Source organism: Microbacterium sp. ZW T5_56 (assembly GCF_044987425.1).
Taxonomy (GTDB): domain Bacteria; phylum Actinomycetota; class Actinomycetes; order Actinomycetales; family Microbacteriaceae; genus Microbacterium.
Map to the genome: position 1 here is coordinate 254737 of NZ_JBJDRI010000001.1, position 25460 is coordinate 280196.

Here is a 25460-nt window from a genome sequence, read left to right on the forward strand (position 1 = left end):
AGGCGCGTCTGCGGTGCGTGTTCCACCCTCGAGGCGGGTCAGAGCCCCGAGCGTGAAGCGAGGAAAGCCGCGCCCTCCGTACGGAACACCCGCGCACCGGGGGCGTGGACGTGGTCGCGGTCCGGGATCTCCAGGAACGACCCCTGCGGCAGCACACCGGCGAGGGTGCGCGAGTCGTCCAGGATCGGGTCATCCGTGCCGGTGGCGATGAGGGTGGGCTGCTGCGGTGGGCGATCCATCGGCGGGACGTCCTCGTGCAGGCGCAGGCCCTCCGCCAGCGCCAGCAGGGCGCGGATGCCGTTGCTCGGCAGTCGCTGCGCGAGGGTGACGTAGCGTCGGGTGATGTCGTCCGGGATCGGCGATCCGCTGTCCACGTGCGCGCGGGCCTCGTCCAGCTGCAGGCGTCCGAGCGGTCGTCCGTCCGGGATTCCTCCCAGTACGCCGTGCGTGATCATCTCGGCGTGGGCGGTCATGAACTGCCAGCCCACGCGCCCGCCGAGCGAGTACCCGAGGTATGCCGCCTCGTCCACGAGGTACGTGTCGAGGGCGACGAACAGATCCGCCACCAGCGCCGACATGGTGTACTGATCGGCGTCGCGCGGCTTGTCGCTGGCGCCGTGTCCGCGCAGGTCGACCCCGATCACGCGGAATCCGCGTCGCAGGAGCTCTCGTACCCATCCGGTGTCCACCCAGGTATCGCGGATCGACGACGCGAACCCGTGCACCGCCAGCACCGTGGGACTCGTGTCCTCGCCCCACGCGTAGGTGGCGATGCGATGACCCTCCGCGCTCATCACGTACTGAGGTGCGGGCATGGGCGTGAGCGGTGCGGGAGTTGTCACCCTTCCATCCTCCACCCGCGAATGCGAAATGGTGGGCTGGGACGAGTCCCAACCCACCGTTGACGCGGATGTCAGCCGAAGATGAGCGCCAGCACCGTGGCGCCGCCGCCCGTGAGGATCAGCGCGCCGATCACGATCCACGCCACTAGCCGCGTGCGGTTGAGCCGACGGTCGTGCTGGCGCATGTCGTCGCCGTCATCGGCGAACTCCAGCTCCGGCGGGATGGCGTTGTTCGTCATCAGACGCCCTGCGGGATGACCGCACCGAATGCGTTCGGCAGCGTGCTGCCGTTGGCGGAGCGCAGCTCGTCGACGGAGAAAGTGGCGATGTCCTGGATCTCCAGGGTCGCCTCGGTGTCGGTCACGCCGATGCGCAGCACCGGGTAGCCGCGACCCTCGCAGAGGCCGCGGAACTTCACGTCCTCCTCGCGGGGAACGGAGACGATCACGCGACCGGTGGACTCGGAGAACAGCGCCGTGACGGCGTCGACGCCTTCGCGCTCCGTGATCTCACCCAGCCAGACGCGGGCACCAACGCCGAAGCGCGTGACCGCGTCGATGAGAGCCTGCGCGAGACCGCCCTCCGAGAGGTCGTGTGCGGAGGAGACCAGACCCTGCTCGGCACCGGCGCGCAACGTCTCGGCCAGGCGCTTCTCACCCGCGAGGTCCACGGCCGGCGGGCGACCGCCGAGGTGGCGGTGGATGGTGGCCGCCCACTCGGAGCCGGACAGCTCGTCGCTGGTCACTCCGAGGAGGTAGAGGTTCTCGCCGGCGTCCTGCCACCCCGACGGGATGCGGCGGGCGACGTCGTCGATGATGCCCATCACGCCGACCACGGGGGTCGGGAAGATGGGGGTGTCGCCGGTCTGGTTGTAGAACGAGACGTTGCCGCCGGTGACGGGGATGCCCAGCTCCACGCAGCCGTCGGCGAGACCGTCGGTAGCCTGACCGAACTGCCACATCACCTCGGGATTCTCCGGGGAGCCGAAGTTCAGGCAGTCGGTGACGGCAGCCGGGATCGCCCCGGTGACGGCCACGTTACGGAAGGCCTCGGCGAGCGCGAGCTTCGCGCCCTGGTACGGGTCCAGCTGGCAGTAGCGGCCGTTGGCATCGGTCGCGATGGCGAAGCCGAGGCCCGACTCCTCGTCCACGCGGATCATGCCGGCATCGTCGGGGAAGCTCAGGGCGGTATTGCCCAGCACGTAGTAGTCGTACTGGTTGGTGATCCAGCTCGGGTCGGCCAGGTTCGGAGCCGAGGTGACCTTCAGAATCTGCTCGCGGATCGCCTCGGGGGCGTTGTCGCGGGGAAGCGCGGATGCCGAGTCGGCCTGCAGGGCGTCGATCCACGTGGGGTACGCCACCGGACGCTCGTACACCGGACCGTCGACGGCGACCGTGGACGGATCGACGTTCACGATCTCCTCACCGTGCCAGAAGATCTGCAGGCGTCCGTCGCCGGTCACCTCGCCGAGCACCGAGTACTCGACGTTCCACTTGTCGAGCACTGCGATGAACGCGTCGAGCTTCGCCGGGTCGACGATCGCCATCATGCGCTCCTGCGACTCCGACATCAGGATCTCCTCCGGCGTGAGGGAGGAGTCGCGCAGCAGCACATCGTCGAGGTCCACGCGCATGCCGGAGCCGCCATTGGCGGCCAGCTCACTCGTGGCGCAGGAGATGCCGGCAGCGCCGAGGTCCTGGATGGCCTCGACCAGCTCGCCCTGGTACAGCTCGAGGCAGGCCTCGATCAGCACCTTCTCGGCGAACGGGTCGCCCACCTGAACCGCGGGCCGCTTCGTGGGTCCGCCGTCGGCGAAGGTGTCGGAGGCGAGGATCGACGCCCCGCCGATGCCGTCACCACCCGTACGGGCACCGAACAGCACTACCTTGTTGCCGGTTCCGGTGGCGTTCGCGAGCTTGAGGTCCTCGTGGCGCAGCACACCAACAGCGAGCGCGTTGACCAGCGGGTTTCCCTGGTAGACGGCGTCGAAGACGGTCTCGCCGCCGATGTTCGGCAGACCCAGGCAGTTGCCGTAGAAGGAGATGCCGGACACCACGCCGTGTACGACGCGTGCCGTGTCGGGGTGGTCGATGGCGCCGAAGCGCAGCTGGTCCATCACAGCGACCGGACGTGCGCCCATGGAGATGATGTCGCGGACGATACCGCCGACGCCCGTCGCGGCACCCTGGAACGGCTCGATGTAGGAGGGGTGGTTGTGCGACTCAACCTTGAAGGTGACGGCCCAGCCCTCGCCGATGTCCACCACGCCGGCGTTCTGTCCCATGCCCACCATGAGACGTTCCGTCATCTCCGGCGTGACCTTCTGACCGAACTTCTTCAGGTAGATCTTGGAGCTCTTGTAGGAGCAGTGCTCCGACCACATCACCGAGTACATGGCCAACTCACCCGATGTGGGGCGGCGGCCGAGAATTTCGCGGATCTGGGCGTACTCATCGGGCTTCAGCCCGAGCGCCGCGTACGGTTGCTCCTTCTCCGGCGTCGCGATGGCGTTCTCGACGGTGTCTGCGACGGGGCGGGTGGTGGATTCTGCGGCGGAAGTCACGCGGCTGCACTCCAGATTTCGAGGGTGGGCGAGCAGGTTCAGTCTATCTGGCGTGTCCCGCCCCGTCGGACGGCCCGATCACGTCGTGCAGGCGCTGCAGGACGTAGGGCCAGAGGATGCGCTCCTGTTCGAGTCGCGGCTCCCCGATCTCGCGCCGCTCCGCCAGCAGTGTACGGACCGCGAGGTCGGCGGGTGCCAGGTTCGTCAGCTCCAACGACGCTGGTTTCGTCGGATCCACGGTCCACAACTCCTCATGATCGCGAAGCGTCTGCTCGTCCATCAGGATCGACTCAAAACGAGGGAGCGCGGCGCGCAGCTGGTTGAGGATCCCGAATCCGTCCGAGTCCAGATCACCCCAGTACAGCAGGCGCGGCGCGGCTTCGAGCCACCCGATGCCGACCAGCCGCGCACCCGTGCCGTAGCCGTGTCCATGCACCGCGACGGTCCCGGGAAGATCGGGCAGAGCCAGCAGCGTCTCCAGGTTCTCTACGACGAGCACCGTGCGCGGGCGCAGATCCACACGATTCCACTCGGCCGACGGCGCCGCGAGGTGTCGCGGACCGGCAGGCCAGAGCCGCTCATCGAGTATTCGCATCCGCACCAGCTCCGGTGTCGCCGCGAGATCGAGCCCGGGACGGCCGGTGAGAGCGCCGTACAGTGCGCTGACCAGGGCGCGGTGCTGGGCGAGCCACTTGGTGTCCACTCCGGGAATCGGGACCTGTCGAATGCGGAGACCGGCGGCAGGATGGTCAGCGAGCCACCGCACAGCACCCCCGATCGTGGTCGCGGTCGGCTCCTCGAGATCGCTCAGGCGCCGTGCGTGGGAGGCGAGAGCCGCCGACACCGCCTCGGAGGTGACAGCGTTCGAACCCGTGTTGAGCGCCCCGCGGACAGCCTCAGCTGCCCTCCAGGCCCGGCCCCACGTCCCGACTGAGGAGCGGCCGGCGAATGTCGCGATGGCATCGGCGCCGTGCAGTTCGAGTCGTTCCGGCACCGTCTGCGTGCCCACGGATGCCCATGATCGCGTGGCGAGGATGACGCCCGGAATGCCCTCCCACGATTCCTTCCACCGGCGGGCGGAGTCCTGACCATCGCGCAGTACGGCTCGCTCGGTCGGCGGGTGCAGCGGGAGGGAGAACTCGGCGTCGGTGCCTCCGTGCGCGATCCATTCCGCGAGCGAGCGACCGACCCGAACTCGCGCCCGCTCGCGCGCGGTGGAGACACTGACCGGGGCGGGCATCAGGTCCTCGCCGTCGGGCCGTCACCGTCATGCCAGGCCACGTGAGCGACGCGGGATTCGGCGCGCGTGGGATTGGAGATGGCAGTGACGGCACCCACGTACGGCTCCAGGGTGGTCAGCAGCTTCTGAGGCGTGGCCAGAATCATGTGGAAGCCGAACTCCTCGAAGATGTCCATCGCCATCCGGGTGTACGCGGAATCCGCCTTGTCGAAGGCCTCGTCCAGCACGATGGTCCCGTATCGCGGCAGATCGGCCTCATCCTGGGTCAGCTGGTAGCGCAGCGCGGCGGCCAGACAGAAGATGACGAGCTTCTGTCGCTGCCCACCGGAGAGCCCCGCGCTGGAGTCGTGAACGGCGACCACGTCTCCGGTGGCGTTCAGCTCCCGGGCTTGGAACGTGACGTGCTCGCGCGTGTCCAGGCATCGAGCACGCCACTGCACGTGATCGCGCTCCGATGAGGCCAATCTGTTCATCACGTCGGCGAGCACGGCGAATCGTGCTTCGGCCGTCTCCGCCTCATTGCGATCCCAGCTGCCGTCCACGATAGAGCGCAGCTCCGCGATGAAGGTGTTGACCTCGGCGGAACGATTGTCCCTGACGCGGATCGAGAGGGTGCGATCCCGATCGAACGGTGACCGGCTGAGAGACTGGTTCACCGGGTCGATGCGATCGCGCACCTCCTTAGGAGCGCTTCTCAGATCGTCCAGCAACAGTCCGACCGCGTCCCGCGACTTCTCGCGCAGCAGCCGGAAGAAGGCGGCCTCGTGCTGCGGCAGTCCCACCGACTCGATCTCGGCACGCAGCGCGGCGAAGCCAGACCGATCGTCGATCGAGGGCTCCACCCGCGCCGCCGTCTCGGAGAACATGCCGACGAAGTCGCGTGCACGCCGTTCGAACTCCGACCGAGAGCGAGCGAGCGTGATCGATGCCTCGTCAGCCTGCGCTCGGAGGCTCGCCTGGACGGTGAAGCCGATCGCGCTGACATTGGTGCGGTTGATCTGGCGCTGGACGCCTTGGAATCGAGCAGCCAGGATCTGAGCGTCGCTCGTGTCCAGCGGCGGGAGCGCGGTGAGCTCATCACGCAGTCTGACCTCATCGGCGCGGAGCGACACGAGCTCGGCCTCCAGCTGCCGCACGCGTGCGATCGCTTCTGCTGCGGCATCGCGGGCGTTGTCACGAGCTTGCCGCGCAGTGTCGGCTCGTGCCACGGCATCAGAGAGCTGCGCATTGCCGTCTGTCAGCGCACGCAGCTCGCGAGCGCGTTCGTCGACCTGATGGTTCGCCGACGCCAGGTCCAGCTCGTGCCACGGCTGCCGAAGCACGGCGAGCAGGACCTCGCGCCGACGGACGATCCGGGCCTGTTCCTGCTGCGCACGTTGCAGGAGTGCGTCCGCCTCATGTTGATCCGCCTCGGCGCGCTGCCGTCGGGCGACGAGCTCATCGACCTTCGCCTCATTGTCCGTGCCCATGACCCATTGTTCTCGGTCGTCCACGCGAAAGCGGTCGTCCTTCACATAACGGCGAGCCGATGTCTTGACTTGTCCGCGAATCGTGACGCCGCGGGGCACACCGTCCAGGTCGTCCGGGGAGTCCACACACGCATAGTCGTACTGCTCGGCGAGTCGGCCGTTCAGCCAGGTATGGAACGGGCCGTCCGCCACGCGCACGCGATAGACGAGGGAGGTTTCGGATTCCACTCGCCGCGGGTCATCGGCGCTTGCCGGAACGGCCTCGAACACCACCCGCGCACCGAGCGAGAGCGCATCGGCTGTGCGCCGCACCGCAGGGAGCAGGTCGGCACGCACGACGAGCGTCGTCGACAGCGGCCGCAGCACGCGTTCGATGGCACCGGTCCACGCGACGTGCTCCGGGCGCACATCCATCAGCTCGCCGGCGAAAGGCAGCACCGATTCGTTCATCCGCAGCTTCTCCGCGATGAGCGTTCGCGCTCGCAACAGGTTGGCGGGGATGTTGGTCGGGCGCCGCCGCAGTTCGAGGATCTCCTCGTCCAGGCGACGTACCTCGTTGCGCGCCTCGATGTACGCGCGGTTGGCGTCGTGTTCGTGGAGGCGAGGATCATCGGCGCTCTCGGCGAGCTCGCGCTCGGCCGCATCGCGCAGCGCCGCATAGCTTTCGGCGTCGGTCGGTACATCCACATCGACGGCGCGGAGTGCTTCGGCGGTACGCCCAGCGCGTGCGGAGACCTCTGCGACATGGCGCTTTGCGTCGTCGAGCCGCTCTCGCGCCCGATCCGCATGATCACCACCGACATCACGGACGGCCGCGTCAGCGGCAGCGAAGCTCGCGTCCGCGGCATCGCGACGTTCCGAGGCGGCGAGTTCCGCCGATTGCGCGGCAGCGAGCGCCACACGTGTGGTGTCACGACCACTGCGCGTCTCCTGGAGGAGGAGCCGGGTCTGGAATGTGGGCAACAGTGCCTGAAGGCGTCGCGCTTCGTCGAGGTCGCGCGCTGCACTCTCATATGCGGTGGCGCTCGGTTCGAGGTCACGAAGCTGTTCAACCTGCTCGCGCGCGCGAACCACCAGTTTGTGCGCCTCGTTGAGGTCCTGAAACTGCGCGACGGCTTCCTTAGCGCGTTCGAACGTGCGTGGCTGGTCGAGCATGAACTCGCGGAACAGCCGATCGAGGCTGCCGAGGTTCTTCGCGGACTGTGTCTTGTGCAGCAGCTGCAGTGCGCCGGTGGAGCCGATACCCAGCAGCCGCGTGAGGCGGGAGAAGTACGTCTTGTGAGCGCCGCTGGTCGTGACGAGCGCATCCGGGAATGCTCGTTTGATCCCGCGGGCGTCCAACCCAGAGGTGGCAAATGACTCGAATGCGAGCAGGTCAGGAGATGAGCGGTCGATGAAGCCCACGTCCCTCACGTCCGCGGCATCGGCCCCACCACCGCGAAGGTGAAACAGCCGCACCAGGGTGACGGGGTCCGTTGCTCCGTCTTCGAAGCGCAGCAGGAGCCCGCTCCACGTGGCACCGGTGCGCAGATAGGTGCTGACGGCGCGGTCCTCCAGCTCGTCCGCCTGCTTTGCCCACGCCCCGCGGATGTAGCTCACGAGGCTGCGATCGTCTGCGCGGGCGGATTGATCCTGCGCGGCCGCGTTGTAGCGCACCCATACGCGGGGAGTGAGCACCGTCGCGATGCCATCCAGCAGAGACGACTTGCCCGACCCGCTCGGCCCCGTGAAGAGGTGGCCTCGCCGTGCGACGTCGATCACTGTGTGGCCCGCGAACGTGCCCCAGTTGACGAGTTCGATCCGCGAGAGGCGCCATTGCCCGGTTGCGATGCTCACGCGTCCTCCTCCTCGCTGCTGGCGGCGATCCGCTCGTATTCCGCGCTCAGCTGCCGCACGGTGTCTGCGGTGACGATGAGCGCAAGCACAGGGGAGATCTCGACCCGATCCTCGGTATCCGTCGCGTGCACGATACGCAGCGAATCTCGCATCTTGCGCCAGGACGCGTTCAGTCGCTTGCCGAAGTCCGTCTCGTCGCGATCCGCCCCGCGATACACCGCGAGCTGCTCGAAGACTTCGTCGCGCCCGACGATGACCCGCCGTTCACCCTCACTGTGTAGCAGGATTTGCCGGAGGACGAGCAGCATGGCGGTGTCGAGGAAGGTCAGCGTCTCCGCCCGCACCGCGGTCGGGATGGCGAGCTCATCTGTGCGCACGTTGCGGACGAAGGCGAATCCGAGGATCGGATCGATGACGAGCTCGAGGAAGAGATCGTTGAGGCGCTCCTCGATGGCCGATTGATCGGCAAGCAGCGCGGCCCAGAGGTTTCCCTTGTCGCTGGACACGTAGGGACCCTTGATGAGCGCCAGGAGAACGCGTCGTGAGTTCTCCGCGAGAGAGCCGCGGTCCCCGGTCCAGAGGCCCGTCGCGGGGGGAGCGTCGGCGGCGTCGTGAGTAGCCGTGTCGGTCATGCGGGAGTCCTCAGGAATCGGTGGCGGGGAATGGGAGCGGTGCGATCGATGCCGTCTGCGCCCACCCAGCTGATGTTCTCGTCGCCAGCCTCCGCCACCGCCGACTCGTCGGCGAGAGCAAGGAGCCCGATGACCGAGCCGACCCCCTGGGTGGCGGGATAGCGTTCCAGGACCTGGGCAATCGTGGGCTCGCCCAGCTCGTCGATCATCGCGCGGATGTTGGCGGTCAGCTCGTCGAAGTCGATCTCCGTGTCGCGGGCGGCGTCGCGCAACTGCTGCCAGTCCACATCGACAGCAGCATTCGGGCTCACCGTACTCGTGACCTGGAAGTCCGAGGGGTCGTGGGGGCGCAGCGCGCCGACGGAGCTGATCGAGACGCCGCTGAGCTCGATGTCGATCTGCGTCGGCCGATAGGGCTTTGTGTGCGGTGCTGCTCGCAGCGCCGCAGCGAGCGCCTCGCGGATGGTGCCGCGCAGCGCTCGATCGCGTTGGTATTGCTGGGACTGCACGTAGCGTCGCAGCCCCCGCGCGAATGCGGTGATCACACTGTGGATGTCGCTTCCCTCGCGCTTGAGCGTGGGCAGGAGTCGGCGCAGCGCGCGTCGTTCCGCCGGCTCGAGGCGGTCGACGAAGTCACGATCGAGCACACGATCGATGTCTCGATCGAACTCGGCTCCCAGCTCCGGATCGAGCACGAGTCGCAGGAAGTGACTGAAACTGCGTCCCGCGTCGCTGTCGGCGATGAGGTCGACGCCGCGGAAGACGTCGCCGAGGACCTTGCGCTGGCTGTCTTCAGATTCGATGAGCCGCTCGTGGAGCAGGCGATTGAGGCCCTCGAATCGCGTTCGAACCTGCGCGAAGTCGCCCGGGAGTTCGGTGATCTGCTTGAGGATCTCGCGGGTGCGTTCGGTGGCTCGGGCATCGTCCAGAACCGTGATGTCGCCGGCGCGGACGCGACTGATCTCGGCATCAAGAGCGTCGCGCTGCGCGAGCAGGGAGGAGAGCCGGCGGGTCTGGTCCGGGTCGGTATCGGTCGCGAGCGACGAGAGCTGATGCGCGATGCTCGTGAGCCGGGATTCGGTGATGGCGGGGCGCGGGTCGGCCAGGGCCGTCAGCGTGCGGAGGGCGCCCAGCGCCGCAGCAGAGAGCTCGTAGGTCTCGCCGCGAGAGTCGTCGGACGGACGTCGGATGAGGTAGCCGTCAGCTCGCCAGGCGCTGCAGTACGCCTGTGCGACGAGAGGAAGGTCGAAGCCGAGGTCGCGGAGGCCGTCGAGGTCCGCATCGACCGCCTCGACCAGTTCGGTGACAGGCATTCGGCGCACTTCGCCGCCGAGGTGCGTGCCGAGGATGCCGAGGATCACGGGAGCCAGCTCCGCACGCATCAGCTTCCAGGAGGTGTCCTCCTTCTGAAGGCGCCGCAGCGCGAGGGACCGTGCGAGCGCGTCATCGAATGCCGCCATCGTGCTCCTTCCCTGTGTTGTGACGCCTCCATGATGGCTGAGGCCACCGACATCCGCCCAATCACCTGGCGCTGACTCTGTGATCCTCCGGGGCATTCCGATCGCCGCAGGAGTTGTCCACACATCTTCATTGCTCGGATATTTGTTCTATTCACTGCGCAAAAATGGGAGTATGAAGTTCGCACATAAAGTTCCGGCGAAGGACCCGCCCGCGAGGGCCGAATCTGATCCTCCACATGCCGTTTCTCGCCGCCGAGGCGCGGCGAACCCCTCGCACGCGTTGATTCCGCGCGGCGGCCTGTCGCTCGACGGACCTAACGTCGCGGTGGTGCGGGCGTATGTGGATGCGATTGCGGCGGTGACGCGGTCGCGGGCTGCGACGGATGCGTTGGAGGTGGCGTTGTTCGCGGATCTTGTCGCACTGTCGGGCGCGTCGGGGGCGTCGTCCGAGTCAGATCTGGAGTTGCGGTCTCTCGCGGCGGAGGTGGGTGCTGCGATTCGGGTGAGTGATCGGACGGTTCAGCGTTGGATGTCGGATGCGTATCAGCTGGTTCATGATTTCCCGGCGGTGCATGCGGCGTTGTCGTCGGGTGAGATCAGTAGGGGGCATGTTCGCGTGATCTTGGAGCATGGCCTCCCGATCGAGGCCGGCCCTGCGCGTGATGAGTATGTGGAGCGCGCGCTCCCACTTGCTCGAGCCCAGTCCCAGAATCGGTTGAAGGGCATGCTCGCACGCGTGGCCGAGGAGGTGCGCGACATCGGGATCACGGAACGTCATCGCGAGGCGCGCCGCGCCCGGGCCGTGTGGGTCACGGACGACCTGGACGGCATGTCTACGCTGCACGCCTTCCTGCCGTCGGTGCTCGCTCATGGCGTGAAGGATCGGTTGGATCAGATGGCGCACGCGCTGCGCGCCGCGAACAAGGACACCGCACGAACCGGCCCTGGCGCGAGCACCGGTGAGGGCACCCCCACGGGCACCACCACCAATAGCCAGTCGGTCACGGGCGCAGAGGCAGGCATCGCACGCGATAGCCAGTCAGTCACGGATGCGGAGGCAGGCAGCGCCAGCGACGATCAATCAGCCACGGGTACGGGCGCGGGTACGGATGCCGCTGCGTGCTGTGATTCGCGGACGGTGGATCAGATCCGCGCCGATATCCTCGCCGACCTGCTCCTGACGAACACCCCCAGCAGTGTGGACACCGCGATCGGTTCTATCCGCGCGACGGTCGCGGTCACGGTCCCGGTTCTCACGCTCATCGGGCGTGAGGACGATGGTGCGGAACTTGACGGTGCTGTCCCGATTGATGCGGACACCGCCCGCCTCCTCGCGGGAGGTGCGCCCGGCTGGGACCGTGTGCTCACGCATCCGATCACCGGTGGTGTCCTCGCCACCGACCGATACCGGCCGACGGCGGAGATGAAACGCTTCCTCACCCACCGCGACCAACACTGCCGACACCCCGGATGCCGTGTCCCGATCCGCTACACCGACATCGACCACAACCAGGACTGGGCCAATGGTGGAAAGACCGACATCAGCAACCTTGCCCCGCTGTGTCGCCGGCATCACACGTTGAAGACCAGCGCCGGCTGGAAGATCACCCCACACCCCGGCGGTGTCGTCGAATACATCACCCCAGCCGGCTACCACTACACCGAAGACCCCGAACCCCACACCGTCACCTTCACCATGCCTCTCCAATCCGACGGCTGTGGCAGCGACAGCAACAGCGATGCGGGCATCTCCAACGATGGTGCGCCGCCATGGTGAACAGCGATGGTGCGCCGCCATGGTGAACCGTGATGGTGCAACCTCGTGGACGACTGCCGTGGTGACGCATCGCCGACCGCGCGATGACGCTCACCGCCACCGGCCACGAGGTGGCCCGCCGACGACGAGGGAGCCCAGGAGGACTCTTGCTGCCGACTCGTCGCCGCGACGTGCCACCCGATTCCCTGCTGATAGCCTGATCGGCTCGGCGTGCGCCGGGCGGAAGGACGCACATGAACGAGCATTTCGACGCCAATCGCGCCAATTGGGACGACCGTGCCGTGCTGCACGCAGCACGCGACGGCAGTGGATACGGCGTGGGCCGCTTCATCGAGGACCGCGCGCTGCTGAGCGATGTCGTGCAGTTCGACATCCCGCTGCTGCCGGACGTCGAGGGACTGCGCGGCGTGCACCTGCAGTGTCACATCGGCACCGACACGCTCTCGCTCGCCCGCCGTGGTGCGCGCATGACGGGGCTGGACTTCTCCGGCGAGGCCGTAGCAGCGGCCCGGTTGCTGGTGGCGGAGACGGGAGACGAGGTCCGCTACGTGCAGGGCAACGTCTACGACGCCGCCACGATCCTGGACGGCGAGACATTCGACTTCGTGTTCACCGGAATCGGTGCGCTGGGATGGCTCCCCGACGTGCGGGGCTGGGCTCGTGTCGTGGCCTCTGTGCTCAAGCCGGGCGGGTTCCTCTTCATCCGTGAGGGGCATCCTGTGCTCTTCACCGTGGACGAGACCCGCGCCGATGACGTGCACCTGCAATATTCGTACTGGGAGCACGACGAGCCGCTCGTCTTCGACGACGCCACCACCTACGTCGACGTCACCGCGCCGATCGAACATGCTCGCACCTACGAGTGGAATCACTCGATGGGCGAGATCGTGACGGCGCTCATTCAAGCAGGCATGCGCATCGATCTCCTCGTCGAGCACGACAGCGTGCCGTGGGAGGCGCTGCCGGGTCAAATGGTTGAACGCGGCAACGGCGAGTTCGTGCTCGCGGACCGTCCGGAGCGCATGCCGCTCAGCTACACCCTGCGCGCGACACGGGCGTGACGAGCCACGGGGCGCGATCGAGGTTCTCGCTCCGCGGGTCGCGCGAGTTGCACGCGTCGGTCCACGGGTCGCACGTGTCGGTCCGGGGTCGGGCGCGGCGGTCTGGGGTCGGGCGCGGCGGTTCGGGGTCGCACGTGTCGGTCCACGGGTCGCACGTGTCGGTCCGAGTCGGATGTGTTGGTCCCAGTCGCACGTGTCGGTCCGGGTGCGTATAGGACGCACCCGCGGGTCGGGCGTGTAGCCGCGAAGTAGACGTGCCGCCCGTGGGTCGGACGTCTCCCCGCGCCGGGCGGACACCCCTTCGCCGTGGGTCAGATCTCGTGGCCTGCGACGTGCACCGACACCGGTCGAATGCGTGCATCGCCGGGTGCCCACGCGAAGCGCAGGATGTCCGCACGCGCGCCCACGCGCCAGGGCGTCTCACCATCGAGCACCCGGGCCGGGGCGATCGCGCCGAGTTCCATACCGGTCGCCAGTGAGCCGGTGAGGCGCGCGATGGTCGCCACTCCCACGTCGAGTGTCTGGATGGAGCCGGCAAGGAACCCGGTCGCGCGATGACGCAGCGCACCGTCCGCGGCGATCTCGACGCCACCGCCCACCGTGGACACACCACCCTCCCGCAGAGCGGCGGGAGTGGCGACGGCGTCACTCACCAAGAACGCGCCGTGATCACCGTTCGGGCCCGGGCGCTTCGCCGCGATCATCGTGCGCAGCGTCGCGTCGGGGAGGTGATGTCCGTCGGCGATGAGCCCTGCCGCCAGGCGAGGCTCGGCCAACTGGCTCCAGAGATAGTTGGGGTGACGCGGCAGTACCGCGTGCGCGCCGTTGCCGAGATGCGTCGACAGTGACGCACCCGCGTCGACCACCGCGCGGATCTGATCGTCGTCGGCATGCGTGTGCCCGATCGCCACGCGTACATCGCGCGAGACCAGGAAACGGGTCGCAGCCTCGGCACCCTCGTGGTGCGGCGAGAGCGTCACGATGCGGATGAGACCCGCACCGGCCTCCAGCCACTCCTGCAGCTCATCGATCGCCGGCGGACGGATGTGCTCCATCGGGTGGACCCCGCGCGGCCCGTCTTCGGGGGAGAGGCTCGGCCCTTCCAGATGGATGCCCGCCACCATGGCGGCGGCGAGCGGATCGGCGCACGCTTCCACGACCGCGCGAATCCGCGCCAGCATGTCGGCCGGCGATGCGGTGATGATCGTCGGAAGGAAGCGCGTCACTCCGACGGCGGCGAGGCTGCGCGCCATTGCGATGATGTGCGCCGGATCGGGATCGGACGCATTGACATCGCCCTCCCCGTGGCCGTTGACCTGCAGATCCACGAGGCCGGGGCTGATCCACGGAGCGTCCGGTGCCGCATCCCACGCGGCGAAAGAGGCGATGCGGTCGTCGGACAGGACAACCTCCACTCCGGCGCCGTCTCGCGGATCGCGGCCGTGCAGGATCAGGGAGCTCATCCCGCCACCGGAAGGAGCGCCGCGGCATCAGCGTCGACATGGACCTCGCAGCGCGAGTGGCGGCGCAGCACGGTGCAGGGCCATGCCGGATCCACCGGCTCCTCCATCAGCGCGCGAACGGCCTCGGCCTTGCGACGGTCGGGAACAGCGCACACGAGGTGGGCGCCCGCGAGGAGCGCGGGGATGGTCAGCGTGAGTGCGTGGGTCGGCACATCGCTCAGGCTATCGAAGCACTCGTCGTCGACCTGCTGGATGCGGCTGGCCTCGTCGAGACGCACGGAGCGCACGGCCGCCGGGTCGTCGAAACGCGCCTCGGGCGGATCATTGAACGCGATGTGTCCGTTGACCCCGATGCCGAGGCAGACCAGGTCGATGGGGCCGTCCGCGAGGAGAGCGCTGTAGCTCTCGATGGCCTCCGTCACGCCCAGCTCCGGCCGCAGTGGCAGGAAGCGAGCGTCCCCGACGGCATCGACGAAATGGGCGCGCAGCCACACGCTGAAGCGCTGCGGTGCCTCCGGGTCCAGCGCCACGTACTCGTCCATGTGCAGGATCGTCACCGCGCTCCAGTCGATGCCCGGCTCCGCGGCGAGGGCGCGATACACGTCCAGCTGACTCGGTGCGGCCGCGGCGATCATGCGGGCGGACCCACGGTCGGCGATGGCGGTGCGCAGGGTCTCCGCGGCGGAGGCTGCTGCGGCCGCACCCATGGCGATCCGATCGGGATGGGTATGCAGGGAGAACGAGGGCATGCTCATGTCGAGCAAGATTAATGCAACCGCTTGCAAAGTCAAGCCGAGGTTCCCGCGGTCGCCGGTATCGTTGAGCCATGACCTCGAAGCGAAAGGGCCGCGTGACGCTTGCTGACGTCGCGCAGGCCGCGGGCGTGTCAGAGTCGACCGCCTCGCGGGCGTTCACCCGACCCGAACTGATCAAGGCCGACAACGTCGATCGAATCCGGCGCATCGCCGCCGAGCTCGGCTACTCGGTGGATCCGCACGCACGCGCCCTATCCACGGGGCGCACGTCGAACATCGCCCTGATCGTTCCGGACATTGCGAACCCCTTCTTCCCGCCGCTCGTGCGCGCCGTGGAAAACGGCGCTGAACAGGCGGAGTTTGCCGTGTTTCTCGGCGACTCCGACGAGCGGGCCGAGCGCGAAGGCGTGCTCATCGACCGGCTGGAGCCGCAGGTCGATGGGTTCATCCTCGCGTCATCACGACTCTCCGACACGCGGATCCTCGAGCTCGCCGAACACACGCCGACTGTGCTGATCAACCGGGATGTTCCCGGTGTGCGGCGGGTGCTGGTGGACGCAGCCACCGGCGCCCGGGAGGCGGTCGAGCTGCTTGCCGCGATGGGACATTCGGCTATCGCCTACCTGGCCGGACCGCCGACCACCTGGGCGGACGCGCAGCGCCGCGGTGCGGTGCTCGCCGCGGCTGACGCCGCGGGATTGAGCGTTTCCGTGCTGGAACTCGGGCGGCCGAGCTATGAGGCGGGACGCGAGTGCGTGGGGTCGCTGATTGCCACCGGGGCCACCGCAGCGGTCGCCTTCGATGATGTGGTGGCGCACGGGGTGCTCGCGGGTTTCACGCTCGTCGGACTCGAGGTTCCCGCCGATTTCAGCGTGATCGGCTGCGATGACGTGCTGGCTGCCACGACTCTGCCCGCTCTCACCACCATCGCGGGTGGCAGCGCCGCCAGTGGCGCGGTCGCGCTGGATGCGCTGCTCGCGCTGATCCGTGGCGATGCCGACCAGGTGGACGAGCGGACTGCTATTGCCGGCCACCTGGTCCACCGGGCCAGTGTCGCGCCGGTTCGCTCACGTCACCGTTGACACTGCAAGCGGTTGCATGATTCAATGCCCACATGACAGGCATTGTGATCGCCGGCGTGGCGCACTCCCATGTCGACTACGTGACCGCGGAGATCCGCGAGCGAGCCGATATCGAGCTGCGGGGTGTGTTCGACCCCGACGCTGAGGCCGCTCGGCGCATCGCCGCGGAGTTCGACGCCCCCGTATTCGACTCGCTGGATGACCTCCTCGGACTCAGCGCGGAGATCGTCGCCTGCGCCGGCGTCTACGCCGGGCGCGCCGACATCATCGTCGCCGCGCTGCGGGCCGGTGCAGACGTCGTCTGCGACAAGCCGCTCTGCATCACCCTTGACCAGCTCGAGCGCATCGCGACGGCACAGGTCGACACCGGGCGGAACATCTCGCTGATGCTTGAGAAGCGCACCTACCCCGAGACGTTGGCCGTCGTCGTAGCGGCCGAAGATCTTGGTCGTCCGGTGGCGCTGGCGTCGTGGGCGCCGCACAAACTGCTGCGCGACGTGCGCGCGCCCTGGTTCCTCGACCCTGCCACCTACGGCGGCATCCTCGCGGACCTGCTCGTGCATGACGTGGATATCGCCCTCACTCTCACGGGTGCCACGAGCGGCTCGGTGCGGGGATGGACTGGCGCCGAGCTGGAGAGCGGCTTCGCGCTCAACGGCGGCGCGGTGGTCACCCTGAACACCCCGGGAACATCCGCTGTGCTCACCGCCGAGGTCGACTGGCTGACGCCGACCGGCTCCGAGATCCACGGCGACTACCGGATGCGCGTGGTCGGCACGGAGGGCACGGCGGAACTGTATTGGGGTCGCGGCCTGCTCGAACTCACGACCGCGGACGCGCCTCGTCACGCCGTCGGACTGACGTCCGGACGACGACCCGCCGAGGACGCGCTGAACGCGCTGTTGGCGGGCGCATCCGATGCGGCGCGCGCCACCGCCGACGCACTCCTGGTCACCCGCATCGCCCTCCTCGCCGAGGAGAGCGCGCGTCAGGGTGGCATCGAACTCTCCTGGAAGGCATCCGCATGACCGACATCGCCATCATCGGGGCCGGTTTCATCGGCGGCGTGCACGCCCGACTGATCGACTCACTCGACGGCGCCCGTGTGAGCGCCGTCATCGATACCGACGTCAACCGGGCCGCACTGCTCGCCGAGCCGCGAGGAGCGCGGGTCGCCGCCTCTCTTGACGACCTGGCGGAGGGGCACCATCTTCCGGACATCGTCAGCATCTGCACGGTGAGTGCCGGCCATGCTGACCTGGCCGTTCACGCACTCGAACTCGGTTGCGATGTCCTGGTCGAGAAGCCGATCGACATCACTCTCGTCGCCGCGGCACGCCTCACGGAGGCGGCCAAGCACAGCGGGCGGATGGTGGGGGTGGTGAGCCAACGGCGATTCCTCGACACCTCCGTCGCGCTTCGCCAGGCCATCGACGCCGGCCGACTCGGCCGGCTCACCGGCGGCACCGTGGAATCCCCGTTCTTCCGTCCGCAGTCCTACTACGACTCCGGCGATTGGCGCGGAACCCGGGATCGGGACGGGGGCGGCGCACTGATGAACCAGGGAATCCACGCCCTCGATCTGCTCCTCTGGTTCCTCGGCGAAGCCGCCACCGTCACGGCCGCGGCATCCTGCGTCGCACACGAGCGCATCGAGGTGGAGGACGTCGTCGGCGCTGCCATCGGGTTCACCTCGGGTGCTGTCGGCACGGTGTTCGCCTCGACCGCGGCGTTCCCCGAGAGTGGCGTTCGACTGTCGGTCTTCGGAACCTCGGGCTCGGCCACCATCGCCGACGGCCGCCTCACCATGCGATTCGCGGACGGTGAGGAGATCGTCGATGACAGCGCACCGGAGGGATGGACCAGCATCGACTGGGCCCATCGCGCCCAGTACGCCGACCTTCTCGACGCCCGCGACGCCGGTCGTGCCCCCGCGATCGGCTTGGACGACGGCCACCGCGCGTTGGCCGCCGTGCTCGGCATCTACGAATCCGCACGTACCGCACGCACCATCACGCTCCCCTGATCCACCCCATTGCACACACCGATCCGTGCCGCCGACCTCGGCAGCGCGGCTACCAACGGAGGTAGTCCATGAATCGCACCACTCGACTCGCCGCGGCCCTCGCCGCCGCGACCGTCAGCGCCATCGCCCTCTCGGCCTGCTCGCCCGCCGGTGCACCCGCCGGCGGCGACGGTGCAGCCTCGGGCGAAGATGTCACCATCCGCTTCGCCTGGTGGGGCTCTGACGCTCGGCAGAAGAACACCCAGGCCGCCATCGATGCCTTCGAAGCCGCCAACCCCGGCATCACCGTCGAAGCGGAGTTCGGCGACTGGGCCGGCTACTGGGACCGCCTGGCGACGCAGACGGCGGGAGGAAACACCCCCGACGTCATGCAGATGAGCGATGCCTACCTCGCCGAGTATGCAGGGCGCGGTGTCCTCCTGCCGCTGGGCGATCAGTCGGAGATCGACCAGTCGAACTTGGATACGGGTGGCGTGGCGGCCGGCGAGGTCGACGGCACGCTGTACGCGCTGCAGGCGGGCGCGAACTACCCCGCCGTGCTCGCGAACCCCGCGCTGTTCGAGGCGGCGGGGATCGAGATGCCGGACGACAAGACCTGGACCTGGGATGACTACCTGGCCACCGCCGAGAAGCTCAGCAAGGCCGGCGTCGGCGCGGTGGGAACCGACTCGATCATCGGAGACCCGGTGACCAACGCGTGGCTCGCGCAGCAGGGCAAGTCCCTCTTCACCGCTGACGGCAAGGTTGGCTTCAGCAAGGGGGACCTCACCGGCTACTTCCAGCTGGTCTCCGATCTCAGCACGTCCGGTGCCGCTCCAGCCGCATCCGTGATCACGGAGCAGATGGTGCTCTCACCCGACCAGTGGGGAATCGCCACAGGCAAGAGCGCCATGGGCTTCGCCTGGTCGAACCTGCTCACCACGATCGAGGGCGCCCTCGGCTCCCCGCTGACCCTGTTGCGTCTGCCCGCCGACACCGACGCGAAAGCCACCGGAGAATACCTGCGCGGCGCGATGTACTACTCGGTCGCGAGCACCTCGAAGCACCCCGCCGAAGCCGCCAAGCTGGTGGACTTCCTGCTCAACGACCCCGCCGCGGGCGATGCGCTGCTGGCCGAGCGCGGACTTCCGCTGAACACCGAGATCCGCGTGGGGATCGCCGACAAGGTGAGCGAGCCGGAGCAGCGACTCATCGCCTTCACCACTGACAACGCCGACGCATTCGGGGCGGCGCCGCCGGTGCCCGCCGTGGGCGGCGGAACCTACGACCAGGTGATCCAGCGCGGGGTCTCCGATGTGCTCTTCGGCAAGGCTGACCCGGCGACCGCATCGGCGAACGTCCATCAGGAACTCACCGATCTGCTGGCCGCAGCCGGCTGAGAGGCGCACCGTGACCGCTCCGACCCTGACTCGGATCCCCTCTCGCCCGCGTGGGCGGAAGGGGATCCGGGAATCCCTCGCCGCTTACGGCTTCCTCGCGCCCTGGATGATCGGCATGCTCGCCTTCACCCTCGGGCCGGTCGTGGCGTCCTTCTTCTTATCCTTCACGAAGTACAACCTGCTCCAACCGCCCACCTGGATCGGCACCCAGAACTACGAGAAGATGCTCACCGACGAGCGGCTGCAGCACGCGCTCGGCGTCACGGTGACCTACGTGGTGGCGGCCGTGCCGTTCCAGCTGGTGGTGGCGCTGGGCCTCGCGATGCTGCTGGATCGCGGCATGCGGGGGATGTCCTTCTACCGCTCTGCGTTCTACCTGCCCTCGATGCTCGGCTCGTCGGTGGCGATCGCCGTGCTGTGGCGCCAGATGTTCGGCGCCGACGGCCTCGTCAACCAGGTGCTGGCGATGTTCGGGCTCGAAGGCGCCAGCTGGATCGCCGATCCGGATACGGCGCTCGGCACGCTGGTCCTACTGCACGTGTGGACCTTCGGGTCGCCACTGGTGATCTTCCTCGCGGGGCTGCGCAACATCCCGCGGATGTACTACGAGGCGGCGCAGGTGGACGGTGCCGGACCGGTACGCCGATTCCTCTCGATCACCCTGCCGCTGCTCTCGCCGATCATCTTCTTCAACCTCGTGCTACAGGTCATCGGGGCATTCCAGACGTTCACCCAGGCCTTCGTCGTCTCCAACGGCACCGGGGGCCCGTCCGACGCGACGCTCTTCTTCACCCTGTACCTGTACCAGAAGGCCTTCCCGGGCTTCCAGATGGGGTACGCCTCAGCAATGGCGTGGCTGCTGCTGATCATCATCGCGGCCGTCACCGCGCTCAACTTCTGGCTCTCGAAATGGTGGGTGTTCTATGAGGACTGACGTCGTCGACAAGACCGCTGACTCCTCGGTCACCGAGGCGATCGTCACCGGGCGTCCCGCACCGCGCCGCTCGCGTGGCAGCGCTTCCCCGGCTGGCCGGGTGCGCTCGGTGCTCAAGCACGTGGGGCTGGCGCTGCTTGCGCTGCTCATGCTGTATCCGCTGGTCTGGATGCTCCTGGCGTCCTTCCGGCCGAGCGAGGACGTGTTCACGCCCGGCCTGTCGCTGGAAGGCATGACGCTGGAGAACTACACCCTCGGGTGGGATGCGCTCTCGCAGCCGTTTGGGCGGTATCTGCTGAACTCCGCCCTCGTCGTCCTCGGCGCGATCATCGGAAACCTGGTGTCGTGCTCTCTGGCGGCCTATGCGTTCGCGCGGCTCACCTTCCGTGGCAGCAAGTGGATGTTCGGGCTGATGCTGCTGACGATCATGCTGCCGCTGCAGGTGATCATCGTGCCGCAGTACATCATGTTCAACTCGGTCGGCTGGGTGAACACGGTGCTGCCGCTCATCGTGCCGAAGTTCTTCGCAACGGATGGCTTCTTCATCTTCCTGATGATCCAGTTCATCCGGAGCCTGCCGAAGGAGTTGGATGAGGCGGCACGCATCGACGGCTGCGGCCACTTCCGCACGTTCACGCAGATCATCCTGCCGCTGATGACGCCGGCGCTGGCGACCACCGCGATCTTCACGTTCATCTGGACCTGGAACGATTTCTTCAGCCAGGTCATCTATCTGACGTCGCCGGAGGCCTATACGGTCCAGCCCGCGCTCCGGGCCTTCATCGACTCACAGGGGCAGAGCTCGTGGGGCCCGCTGTTCGCGATGTCGATCATCTCGATCCTGCCGGTCTTCCTGGCGTTCCTCTTCGGCCAGAAATACCTGGTGCGCGGCGTCGCCACCACCGGCCTCAAGTGAGACCGAGGCGGGCGGCGCTACTCCGCGTCGCCCGCCTCGATCTGCACCGTGTACGCGGTGAGGTCGACGCTCAGGGAGCTCGCGGCCCCATCCAGCAGCAGTTCGTCGCCGACCACGGGCTCGAGATCCGTGTTGTCGCGACGGATCGGCTCCGAGGGGAGCCCCGCCCACTCGGTGGGCTCTTCCGGCTTCTGCGTGAACATTCCCATGCACACAGTCTGCGCCCTCGCGAGGAGGGTTCAGCCCTTCATCGCGACGCCGCGGCGCCAGTAGCCCATGAACGCCACCTGGGTCCGATCGATGCCCACGTCCTTCACGAGGTGACGACGCAGGGTGGTGACCACACCGCTCTCGCCCGCGATCCAGAAGTAGCGATCCGCGTGCGGCGCCGTCGAGTCGAGCTCCTCGCCGAGCCCCGAGAAGGTGGGCGTCTCCCACACCGTGCTCTCGGTCTCCACGTCACGCACTTCGGCGGCGGGGGCGGCACCGAGATGCTCCAGCACCGTGTGCAGCAGCAGCGTTCCGTGCGGGGCGTCACCGCGCGGTAGCCAGCGCACCTGCACTCCCGCGGGCGCCGCAATCTCCAGGGCGTCCGCCGCATCGGAGACCTCGATGAACGCGATGCCGCGCAGATCGGCGGGGGCATCCTCCAGGACGCGCGCGATGGCCGGAGCCGCGGTCTCGTCGCCGGCGAGCAGCACCGACGTGGCGTCGCCGGGGGCATACTCGATGCCACCCCAGTCGTGGCCGCGGCGGGGGCCCGCGATGATCAGCTCATCGCCCTCCGACGCCTGGTTCGCCCAGGACGACGCGGGGCCCGTGAGCCCGGGGGCGAGGTGCAGTACGAAGTCGATGTCCATCTCCGTGCCGGCATCCGTCACCCGCAGATCGCGGATCGAGTAGGTGCGCATGGAGCCCCGCTCGGCCTCGTCGATGGCCAGCCAGCCCTGGTACCAGCCGTCGCGTCCATCGAACTCGGGAAGGACACCCGACGCGGGCGGGAAGATCAGTTTGATCCGCAGATCGAAGACGGCGCCGGGGGTGGCGAAGTCGTCCAGGGCGTCGCCGCCGAAGGTCACGCGGACGAAGTTCGGCGAAACCCGCTGAACCCGGCGCACCTCGGCGCGGATCACGACGAACGGCGTCGCCTCGGTGGTGGTCTCAACGGACATGGTGCCTCCCGATGGGCGTGACCATCGGCTTGCCCGAGACGGGGTCGATGGTGATCTGATTGGGCAGCCCGAACACGTCCTCGACGAGTTCGGAGGTGAGGATGTCGGAGGGTGCGCCGGCGGCGTGCACGCGACCGTTGCGGATCGCGACCAGTTCGTCCGAGTAGCGCGCCGCGAGATTCAGGTCGTGCAGCACCATCACGATCGTGGTGCCGCGCTCCACGGACAGATCGGTCAGCAGGTCCAGCACCTCCACCTGGTGCGCCACATCGAGGTAGGTGGTCGGCTCGTCGAGCAGCAGGATGTCGGTCTCCTGCGCCAGCGCCATCGCGATCCAGACGCGCTGACGCTGACCGCCGGAGAGTTCGTCTACCGACCGATCCGCGAGATCCGTCGTGCGCGTCGCTTCCAGCGCGTCGGCCACCACGTCGTAGTCGTGCGCGCTCCACCGGGCCAGCGCTCGCTGGTGCGGGTGCCTGCCACGACCGACCAGGTCCGCCACCGCGATCCCCTCCGGAGCGGTGGGGCTCTGCGGCAGCAGCCCCAGTACCTGCGCCACCTCGCGGGTGGAGCGCGTGTGCAGTGCTGAGCCGTCGAGCACCACCTGGCCGCTGACGGGGGAGAGCAGGCGGGAGAGCGCGCGCAGCAGCGTGGACTTCCCACAGCCGTTGGCACCGACGATGGAGGTCACCCGTCCCGGGGCGATCTGCAGATCCAGGCCGTCGACGATCGTGCGACTCCCGTACGAGAGGGTCAGCGCATCTGCGGACAGCGAGTGGGCGACGGTCATAGCGAGCCTCCGGCGCGATTGGTGCGGATGAGGAGCAGGATCAGATACGGCGCGCCGAGAACCCCGGTCACCACGCCCACGGGGTAGCGGGTGCCGAAGGCGAACTGGCCGATCAGGTCCGCGACGATCACCAGGACCGCGCCCACCAGCGCGCTGGGCAGCAGCGGAGAACCTCCGGCCGGTACCAGGCGGGCGGCGATCGGCCCTGCCATGAACGCCACGAACGCGACCGGACCGACGGCGGCAGTCGCGAAGGCCAGCAGCGCTACCGCGCCGAGGATCAGGATGATGCGCGTGGGCTGCACGCGGACCCCGAGGCCGGCCGCGGAATCATCGCCGAGCTGCAGGATGCGCAGCGAGCGACCCGTTGCCAGCATCATCGGCGCCAGCACGAGCCACGCGATCAGCAGGGGGATGACGCGTTCCCACGAGGCGCCGTTGAGGCTGCCGGTGAGCCACTGCATCGCGGTCTGGATGTCCCACGATGCGGCTCGGGAGAGCACGTATGACACCACCGCGTTCAGCATCGCCGCCAGGCCGATGCCGATGAGGATCAGTCGCGTGCCGGAGAAGCCGCCGCGATGGGAGAGCAGATAGATCGCCAGGGCGGTCAGCAGGGCGCCGCCGAGGGCGAACAGCGAGACGCCGGTGTCGCTCAAGCCGAGCACCACGATGGCGATCACCGCGGCAGCGCTCGCACCCGACGAGATGCCGATGATGTCGGGGGACGCGAGCGGATTGCGCAGCATCGTCTGGAACGTCGCGCCGGCCAGGCCGAAGGCGGTCCCGGCCAGCACAGCGGTCACGGTGCGGGGGAGTCGCAGCTCGCCGACGGTGAAGGACGCGCCCGGCACGGTCTCGCCGAGGATCACGCGGAGGACCTGGATGGGGGAGTAGAAGGTCTGCCCGATCATCAGGCTCGCGGCCACGGCGACGAAGAGCGCGAGTGCCAGGGCGCTGATCACGAGGGTGCGCCGACGGGAGCGGGAACGCCGACCCGCGATGATCGCGGCGCGGGCCGTCGCCGCGGACGACGTGCGCGGAGAGCTCTGCACGGCGGTCACAGTTCACGCACCTTCTGGCGTCGCACGATCCAGATGAAGAACGGTGCGCCGATCACGGCGGTGACCACGCCCACCTGGACCTCATCCGGGCGCGCGATGACGCGCCCCAGCACATCACCCGCGAGAAGCAGACACGCGCCGGCGAGACCGGAGAAAGGGACGAGCCAGCGGTGATCCGTGCCCACGAGCATGCGGCAGACGTGGGGGATGACCAGACCGACGAACGCGATCGGGCCGGCGATGGCGGTCGCGGCACCCGCGAGGATCACGGCCCCGATGGTTGTGATGAGGCGTGCGCGGGCGACACGCACACCGAGACCGGTGGCCAGATCGTCGCCGAGTGCGAGGGAGTTCATTCCGCGGGAGCTGGCCAGGCAGATGAGGGCGCCGACCGCGAGGACGGGGGTCAGGATCGAGATCCGATCCCACGTCGCACCTCCCACGCCGCCGATCTGCCAGGACTGCACGGCCTGCAGGATGTCGACGCGCGGAAGCAGGATGGCGCTCACCAGTGACGTGAGGGCGGCGGTGGTCGCGGCTCCGGCCAGCGCGAGCTTGAGCGGGGTCGCACCGCCGCGACCGAGTGAGCCCACCGTGTAGACGAAGGCCGCGGCGAGGGCGGCGCCGATGACGGCCAGGACGATGAACGCGATCGGATCGGTCATCCCGGCGAATGCGATGCCGCACACGACAGCAAGGGCTGCGCCGCTCGTGACGCCGAGGATTCCGGGATCCGCGACCGGGTTTCGGGTGACGGCCTGCATTCCGGTGCCCGAGATGGCGAGCGCCGCCCCGACGAGGATCGCGAGTACCGTCCGCGGCATGCGCTTGACCACCGCGGCCTGCGCGAGGGTGTCCGATTGGCCCGACAGTGCCCCGATGATGTCGTCCAGCGTCACGTCGGCTGCGCCGAAGGCCACCGACGCCACGCACAGCAGCACCAGCAGCACGACTCCGCCGCCGAGCGCGAGCAGACGCACCCGCATCGGTCGCCGGAGC

The 25460-nt window shown here is 68.3% G+C and carries 22 protein-coding genes; 8 read left to right on the top strand and 14 right to left on the bottom strand.

Annotation, left to right across the window (positions count from 1 at the left end):
- Window positions 1–38: 38 nt before the first annotated feature.
- The 7 genes from ACI3KU_RS01210 to ACI3KU_RS01240 form a co-directional block, all read right to left on the bottom strand.
- Window positions 39–842 (bottom strand): alpha/beta fold hydrolase, encoded by an 804-nt coding sequence (locus ACI3KU_RS01210; RefSeq protein ID WP_404920452.1) that lies wholly within the window; start codon window positions 840–842, stop codon window positions 39–41.
- A gap of 71 nt (window positions 843–913) precedes the next feature.
- A complete protein-coding gene (locus ACI3KU_RS01215) occupies window positions 914–1081 on the bottom strand; it encodes a hypothetical protein (protein WP_404920453.1) in 168 nt (55 codons plus the stop codon).
- Window positions 1081–3405, bottom strand: a complete 2325-nt coding sequence (gene purL / locus ACI3KU_RS01220; protein ID WP_404920454.1) for a phosphoribosylformylglycinamidine synthase subunit PurL — start codon at window positions 3403–3405, stop codon at window positions 1081–1083. Before purL ends, ACI3KU_RS01215 begins: the two co-directional genes overlap by 1 nt.
- 43 nt (window positions 3406–3448) lie before the next feature.
- On the bottom strand, window positions 3449–4645 hold the full coding sequence (locus ACI3KU_RS01225; RefSeq protein WP_404920455.1) for a Wadjet anti-phage system protein JetD domain-containing protein: 1197 nt from the start codon (window positions 4643–4645) through the stop codon (window positions 3449–3451).
- On the bottom strand, window positions 4645–7950 hold the full coding sequence (locus ACI3KU_RS01230) for an ATP-binding protein (protein WP_404920456.1): 3306 nt from the start codon (window positions 7948–7950) through the stop codon (window positions 4645–4647). The genes ACI3KU_RS01225 and ACI3KU_RS01230 overlap by 1 nt, the downstream gene beginning before the upstream one ends.
- A complete protein-coding gene (locus ACI3KU_RS01235; protein ID WP_404920457.1) occupies window positions 7947–8582 on the bottom strand; it encodes a DUF4194 domain-containing protein in 636 nt (211 codons plus the stop codon). Before ACI3KU_RS01235 ends, ACI3KU_RS01230 begins: the two co-directional genes overlap by 4 nt.
- Window positions 8579–10042: a DUF3375 domain-containing protein gene (locus ACI3KU_RS01240; protein ID WP_404920458.1), complete on the bottom strand. Its 1464-nt coding sequence runs from the start codon at window positions 10040–10042 to the stop codon at window positions 8579–8581. The genes ACI3KU_RS01235 and ACI3KU_RS01240 overlap by 4 nt, the downstream gene beginning before the upstream one ends.
- Before the next feature lie 172 nt (window positions 10043–10214).
- Between ACI3KU_RS01240 and ACI3KU_RS01245 the strand changes: the two genes are divergently transcribed.
- Both ACI3KU_RS01245 and ACI3KU_RS01250 read left to right on the top strand, forming a co-directional pair.
- Window positions 10215–11819, top strand: a complete 1605-nt coding sequence (locus tag ACI3KU_RS01245; RefSeq protein WP_404920459.1) for a DUF222 domain-containing protein — start codon at window positions 10215–10217, stop codon at window positions 11817–11819.
- Window positions 11820–12052: 233 nt separating this feature from the next.
- Window positions 12053–12880, top strand: coding sequence for a class I SAM-dependent methyltransferase (locus ACI3KU_RS01250; protein ID WP_404920460.1), 828 nt, complete (start codon window positions 12053–12055; stop codon window positions 12878–12880).
- A gap of 311 nt (window positions 12881–13191) precedes the next feature.
- Here the strand turns inward: ACI3KU_RS01250 and ACI3KU_RS01255 are convergent, their stop codons facing one another.
- Window positions 13192–14343 carry an N-acetylglucosamine-6-phosphate deacetylase gene (locus ACI3KU_RS01255; protein WP_404920461.1) on the bottom strand — a complete coding sequence of 384 codons (1152 nt, stop codon included), beginning with the start codon at window positions 14341–14343 and terminating at the stop codon, window positions 13192–13194.
- Window positions 14340–15098: a 6-phosphogluconolactonase gene (locus ACI3KU_RS01260; protein WP_404920462.1), complete on the bottom strand. Its 759-nt coding sequence runs from the start codon at window positions 15096–15098 to the stop codon at window positions 14340–14342. The genes ACI3KU_RS01255 and ACI3KU_RS01260 overlap by 4 nt, the downstream gene beginning before the upstream one ends.
- A gap of 71 nt (window positions 15099–15169) precedes the next feature.
- Between ACI3KU_RS01260 and ACI3KU_RS01265 the strand changes: the two genes are divergently transcribed.
- From ACI3KU_RS01265 to ACI3KU_RS01290, 6 genes are all read left to right on the top strand, one after another.
- Window positions 15170–16180, top strand: a complete 1011-nt coding sequence (locus tag ACI3KU_RS01265; RefSeq protein ID WP_404920463.1) for a LacI family DNA-binding transcriptional regulator — start codon at window positions 15170–15172, stop codon at window positions 16178–16180.
- Window positions 16181–16212: 32 nt separating this feature from the next.
- A complete protein-coding gene (locus tag ACI3KU_RS01270; RefSeq protein WP_404920464.1) occupies window positions 16213–17208 on the top strand; it encodes a Gfo/Idh/MocA family protein in 996 nt (331 codons plus the stop codon).
- Entirely contained in the window at window positions 17205–18206 is a 1002-nt protein-coding gene (locus ACI3KU_RS01275) for a Gfo/Idh/MocA family protein (protein WP_404920465.1), read from the top strand. The genes ACI3KU_RS01270 and ACI3KU_RS01275 overlap by 4 nt, the downstream gene beginning before the upstream one ends.
- 68 nt (window positions 18207–18274) lie before the next feature.
- Window positions 18275–19585, top strand: coding sequence for an ABC transporter substrate-binding protein (locus ACI3KU_RS01280; protein WP_404920466.1), 1311 nt, complete (start codon window positions 18275–18277; stop codon window positions 19583–19585).
- 10 nt (window positions 19586–19595) lie between these two features.
- Window positions 19596–20519 carry a carbohydrate ABC transporter permease gene (locus ACI3KU_RS01285; protein ID WP_404920467.1) on the top strand — a complete coding sequence of 308 codons (924 nt, stop codon included), beginning with the start codon at window positions 19596–19598 and terminating at the stop codon, window positions 20517–20519.
- Window positions 20509–21435, top strand: coding sequence for a carbohydrate ABC transporter permease (locus tag ACI3KU_RS01290; RefSeq protein ID WP_404920468.1), 927 nt, complete (start codon window positions 20509–20511; stop codon window positions 21433–21435). The genes ACI3KU_RS01285 and ACI3KU_RS01290 overlap by 11 nt, the downstream gene beginning before the upstream one ends.
- A gap of 17 nt (window positions 21436–21452) precedes the next feature.
- Here the strand turns inward: ACI3KU_RS01290 and ACI3KU_RS01295 are convergent, their stop codons facing one another.
- Genes ACI3KU_RS01295 through ACI3KU_RS01315 form a run of 5 tightly spaced genes read right to left on the bottom strand, consistent with a single transcriptional unit; the run spans window position 21453 to window position 25447 of the window.
- The gene (locus tag ACI3KU_RS01295) at window positions 21453–21644 is read right to left on the bottom strand and encodes a hypothetical protein (protein ID WP_404920469.1); all 192 of its coding nucleotides are present in this window, start codon (window positions 21642–21644) and stop codon (window positions 21453–21455) included.
- Window positions 21645–21674: 30 nt separating this feature from the next.
- Window positions 21675–22607, bottom strand: a complete 933-nt coding sequence (locus ACI3KU_RS01300) for a siderophore-interacting protein (RefSeq protein WP_404920470.1) — start codon at window positions 22605–22607, stop codon at window positions 21675–21677.
- The gene (locus ACI3KU_RS01305) at window positions 22597–23397 is read right to left on the bottom strand and encodes an ABC transporter ATP-binding protein (RefSeq protein ID WP_404920471.1); all 801 of its coding nucleotides are present in this window, start codon (window positions 23395–23397) and stop codon (window positions 22597–22599) included. Before ACI3KU_RS01305 ends, ACI3KU_RS01300 begins: the two co-directional genes overlap by 11 nt.
- A complete protein-coding gene (locus ACI3KU_RS01310) occupies window positions 23394–24461 on the bottom strand; it encodes a FecCD family ABC transporter permease (protein WP_404920472.1) in 1068 nt (355 codons plus the stop codon). Before ACI3KU_RS01310 ends, ACI3KU_RS01305 begins: the two co-directional genes overlap by 4 nt.
- Window positions 24458–25447 carry a FecCD family ABC transporter permease gene (locus ACI3KU_RS01315; RefSeq protein ID WP_404920495.1) on the bottom strand — a complete coding sequence of 330 codons (990 nt, stop codon included), beginning with the start codon at window positions 25445–25447 and terminating at the stop codon, window positions 24458–24460. Before ACI3KU_RS01315 ends, ACI3KU_RS01310 begins: the two co-directional genes overlap by 4 nt.
- Window positions 25448–25460 lie beyond the last annotated feature (13 nt).

What these genes read in the sequence shown, in the direction of transcription:
- ACI3KU_RS01270 (WP_404920464.1), top strand. Translation starts at nt 16,213, where the DNA reads ATGACAGGCATTGTGATCGCCGGCGTGGCGCACTCCCATGTCGACTAC.
- ACI3KU_RS01225 (WP_404920455.1), bottom strand. Translation starts at nt 4,645, where the DNA reads ATGCCCGCCCCGGTCAGTGTCTCCACCGCGCGCGAGCGGGCGCGAGTT.
- ACI3KU_RS01275 (WP_404920465.1), top strand. Translation starts at nt 17,205, where the DNA reads ATGACCGACATCGCCATCATCGGGGCCGGTTTCATCGGCGGCGTGCAC.
- ACI3KU_RS01245 (WP_404920459.1), top strand. Translation starts at nt 10,215, where the DNA reads ATGAAGTTCGCACATAAAGTTCCGGCGAAGGACCCGCCCGCGAGGGCC.
- ACI3KU_RS01305 (WP_404920471.1), bottom strand. Translation starts at nt 23,397, where the DNA reads ATGACCGTCGCCCACTCGCTGTCCGCAGATGCGCTGACCCTCTCGTAC.
- ACI3KU_RS01300 (WP_404920470.1), bottom strand. Translation starts at nt 22,607, where the DNA reads ATGTCCGTTGAGACCACCACCGAGGCGACGCCGTTCGTCGTGATCCGC.
- ACI3KU_RS01255 (WP_404920461.1), bottom strand. Translation starts at nt 14,343, where the DNA reads ATGAGCTCCCTGATCCTGCACGGCCGCGATCCGCGAGACGGCGCCGGA.
- ACI3KU_RS01295 (WP_404920469.1), bottom strand. Translation starts at nt 21,644, where the DNA reads ATGGGAATGTTCACGCAGAAGCCGGAAGAGCCCACCGAGTGGGCGGGG.
- ACI3KU_RS01280 (WP_404920466.1), top strand. Translation starts at nt 18,275, where the DNA reads ATGAATCGCACCACTCGACTCGCCGCGGCCCTCGCCGCCGCGACCGTC.
- ACI3KU_RS01235 (WP_404920457.1), bottom strand. Translation starts at nt 8,582, where the DNA reads ATGACCGACACGGCTACTCACGACGCCGCCGACGCTCCCCCCGCGACG.
- ACI3KU_RS01315 (WP_404920495.1), bottom strand. Translation starts at nt 25,447, where the DNA reads ATGCGGGTGCGTCTGCTCGCGCTCGGCGGCGGAGTCGTGCTGCTGGTG.
- ACI3KU_RS01290 (WP_404920468.1), top strand. Translation starts at nt 20,509, where the DNA reads ATGAGGACTGACGTCGTCGACAAGACCGCTGACTCCTCGGTCACCGAG.
- ACI3KU_RS01260 (WP_404920462.1), bottom strand. Translation starts at nt 15,098, where the DNA reads ATGAGCATGCCCTCGTTCTCCCTGCATACCCATCCCGATCGGATCGCC.
- ACI3KU_RS01265 (WP_404920463.1), top strand. Translation starts at nt 15,170, where the DNA reads ATGACCTCGAAGCGAAAGGGCCGCGTGACGCTTGCTGACGTCGCGCAG.
- ACI3KU_RS01215 (WP_404920453.1), bottom strand. Translation starts at nt 1,081, where the DNA reads ATGACGAACAACGCCATCCCGCCGGAGCTGGAGTTCGCCGATGACGGC.
- ACI3KU_RS01250 (WP_404920460.1), top strand. Translation starts at nt 12,053, where the DNA reads ATGAACGAGCATTTCGACGCCAATCGCGCCAATTGGGACGACCGTGCC.
- ACI3KU_RS01240 (WP_404920458.1), bottom strand. Translation starts at nt 10,042, where the DNA reads ATGGCGGCATTCGATGACGCGCTCGCACGGTCCCTCGCGCTGCGGCGC.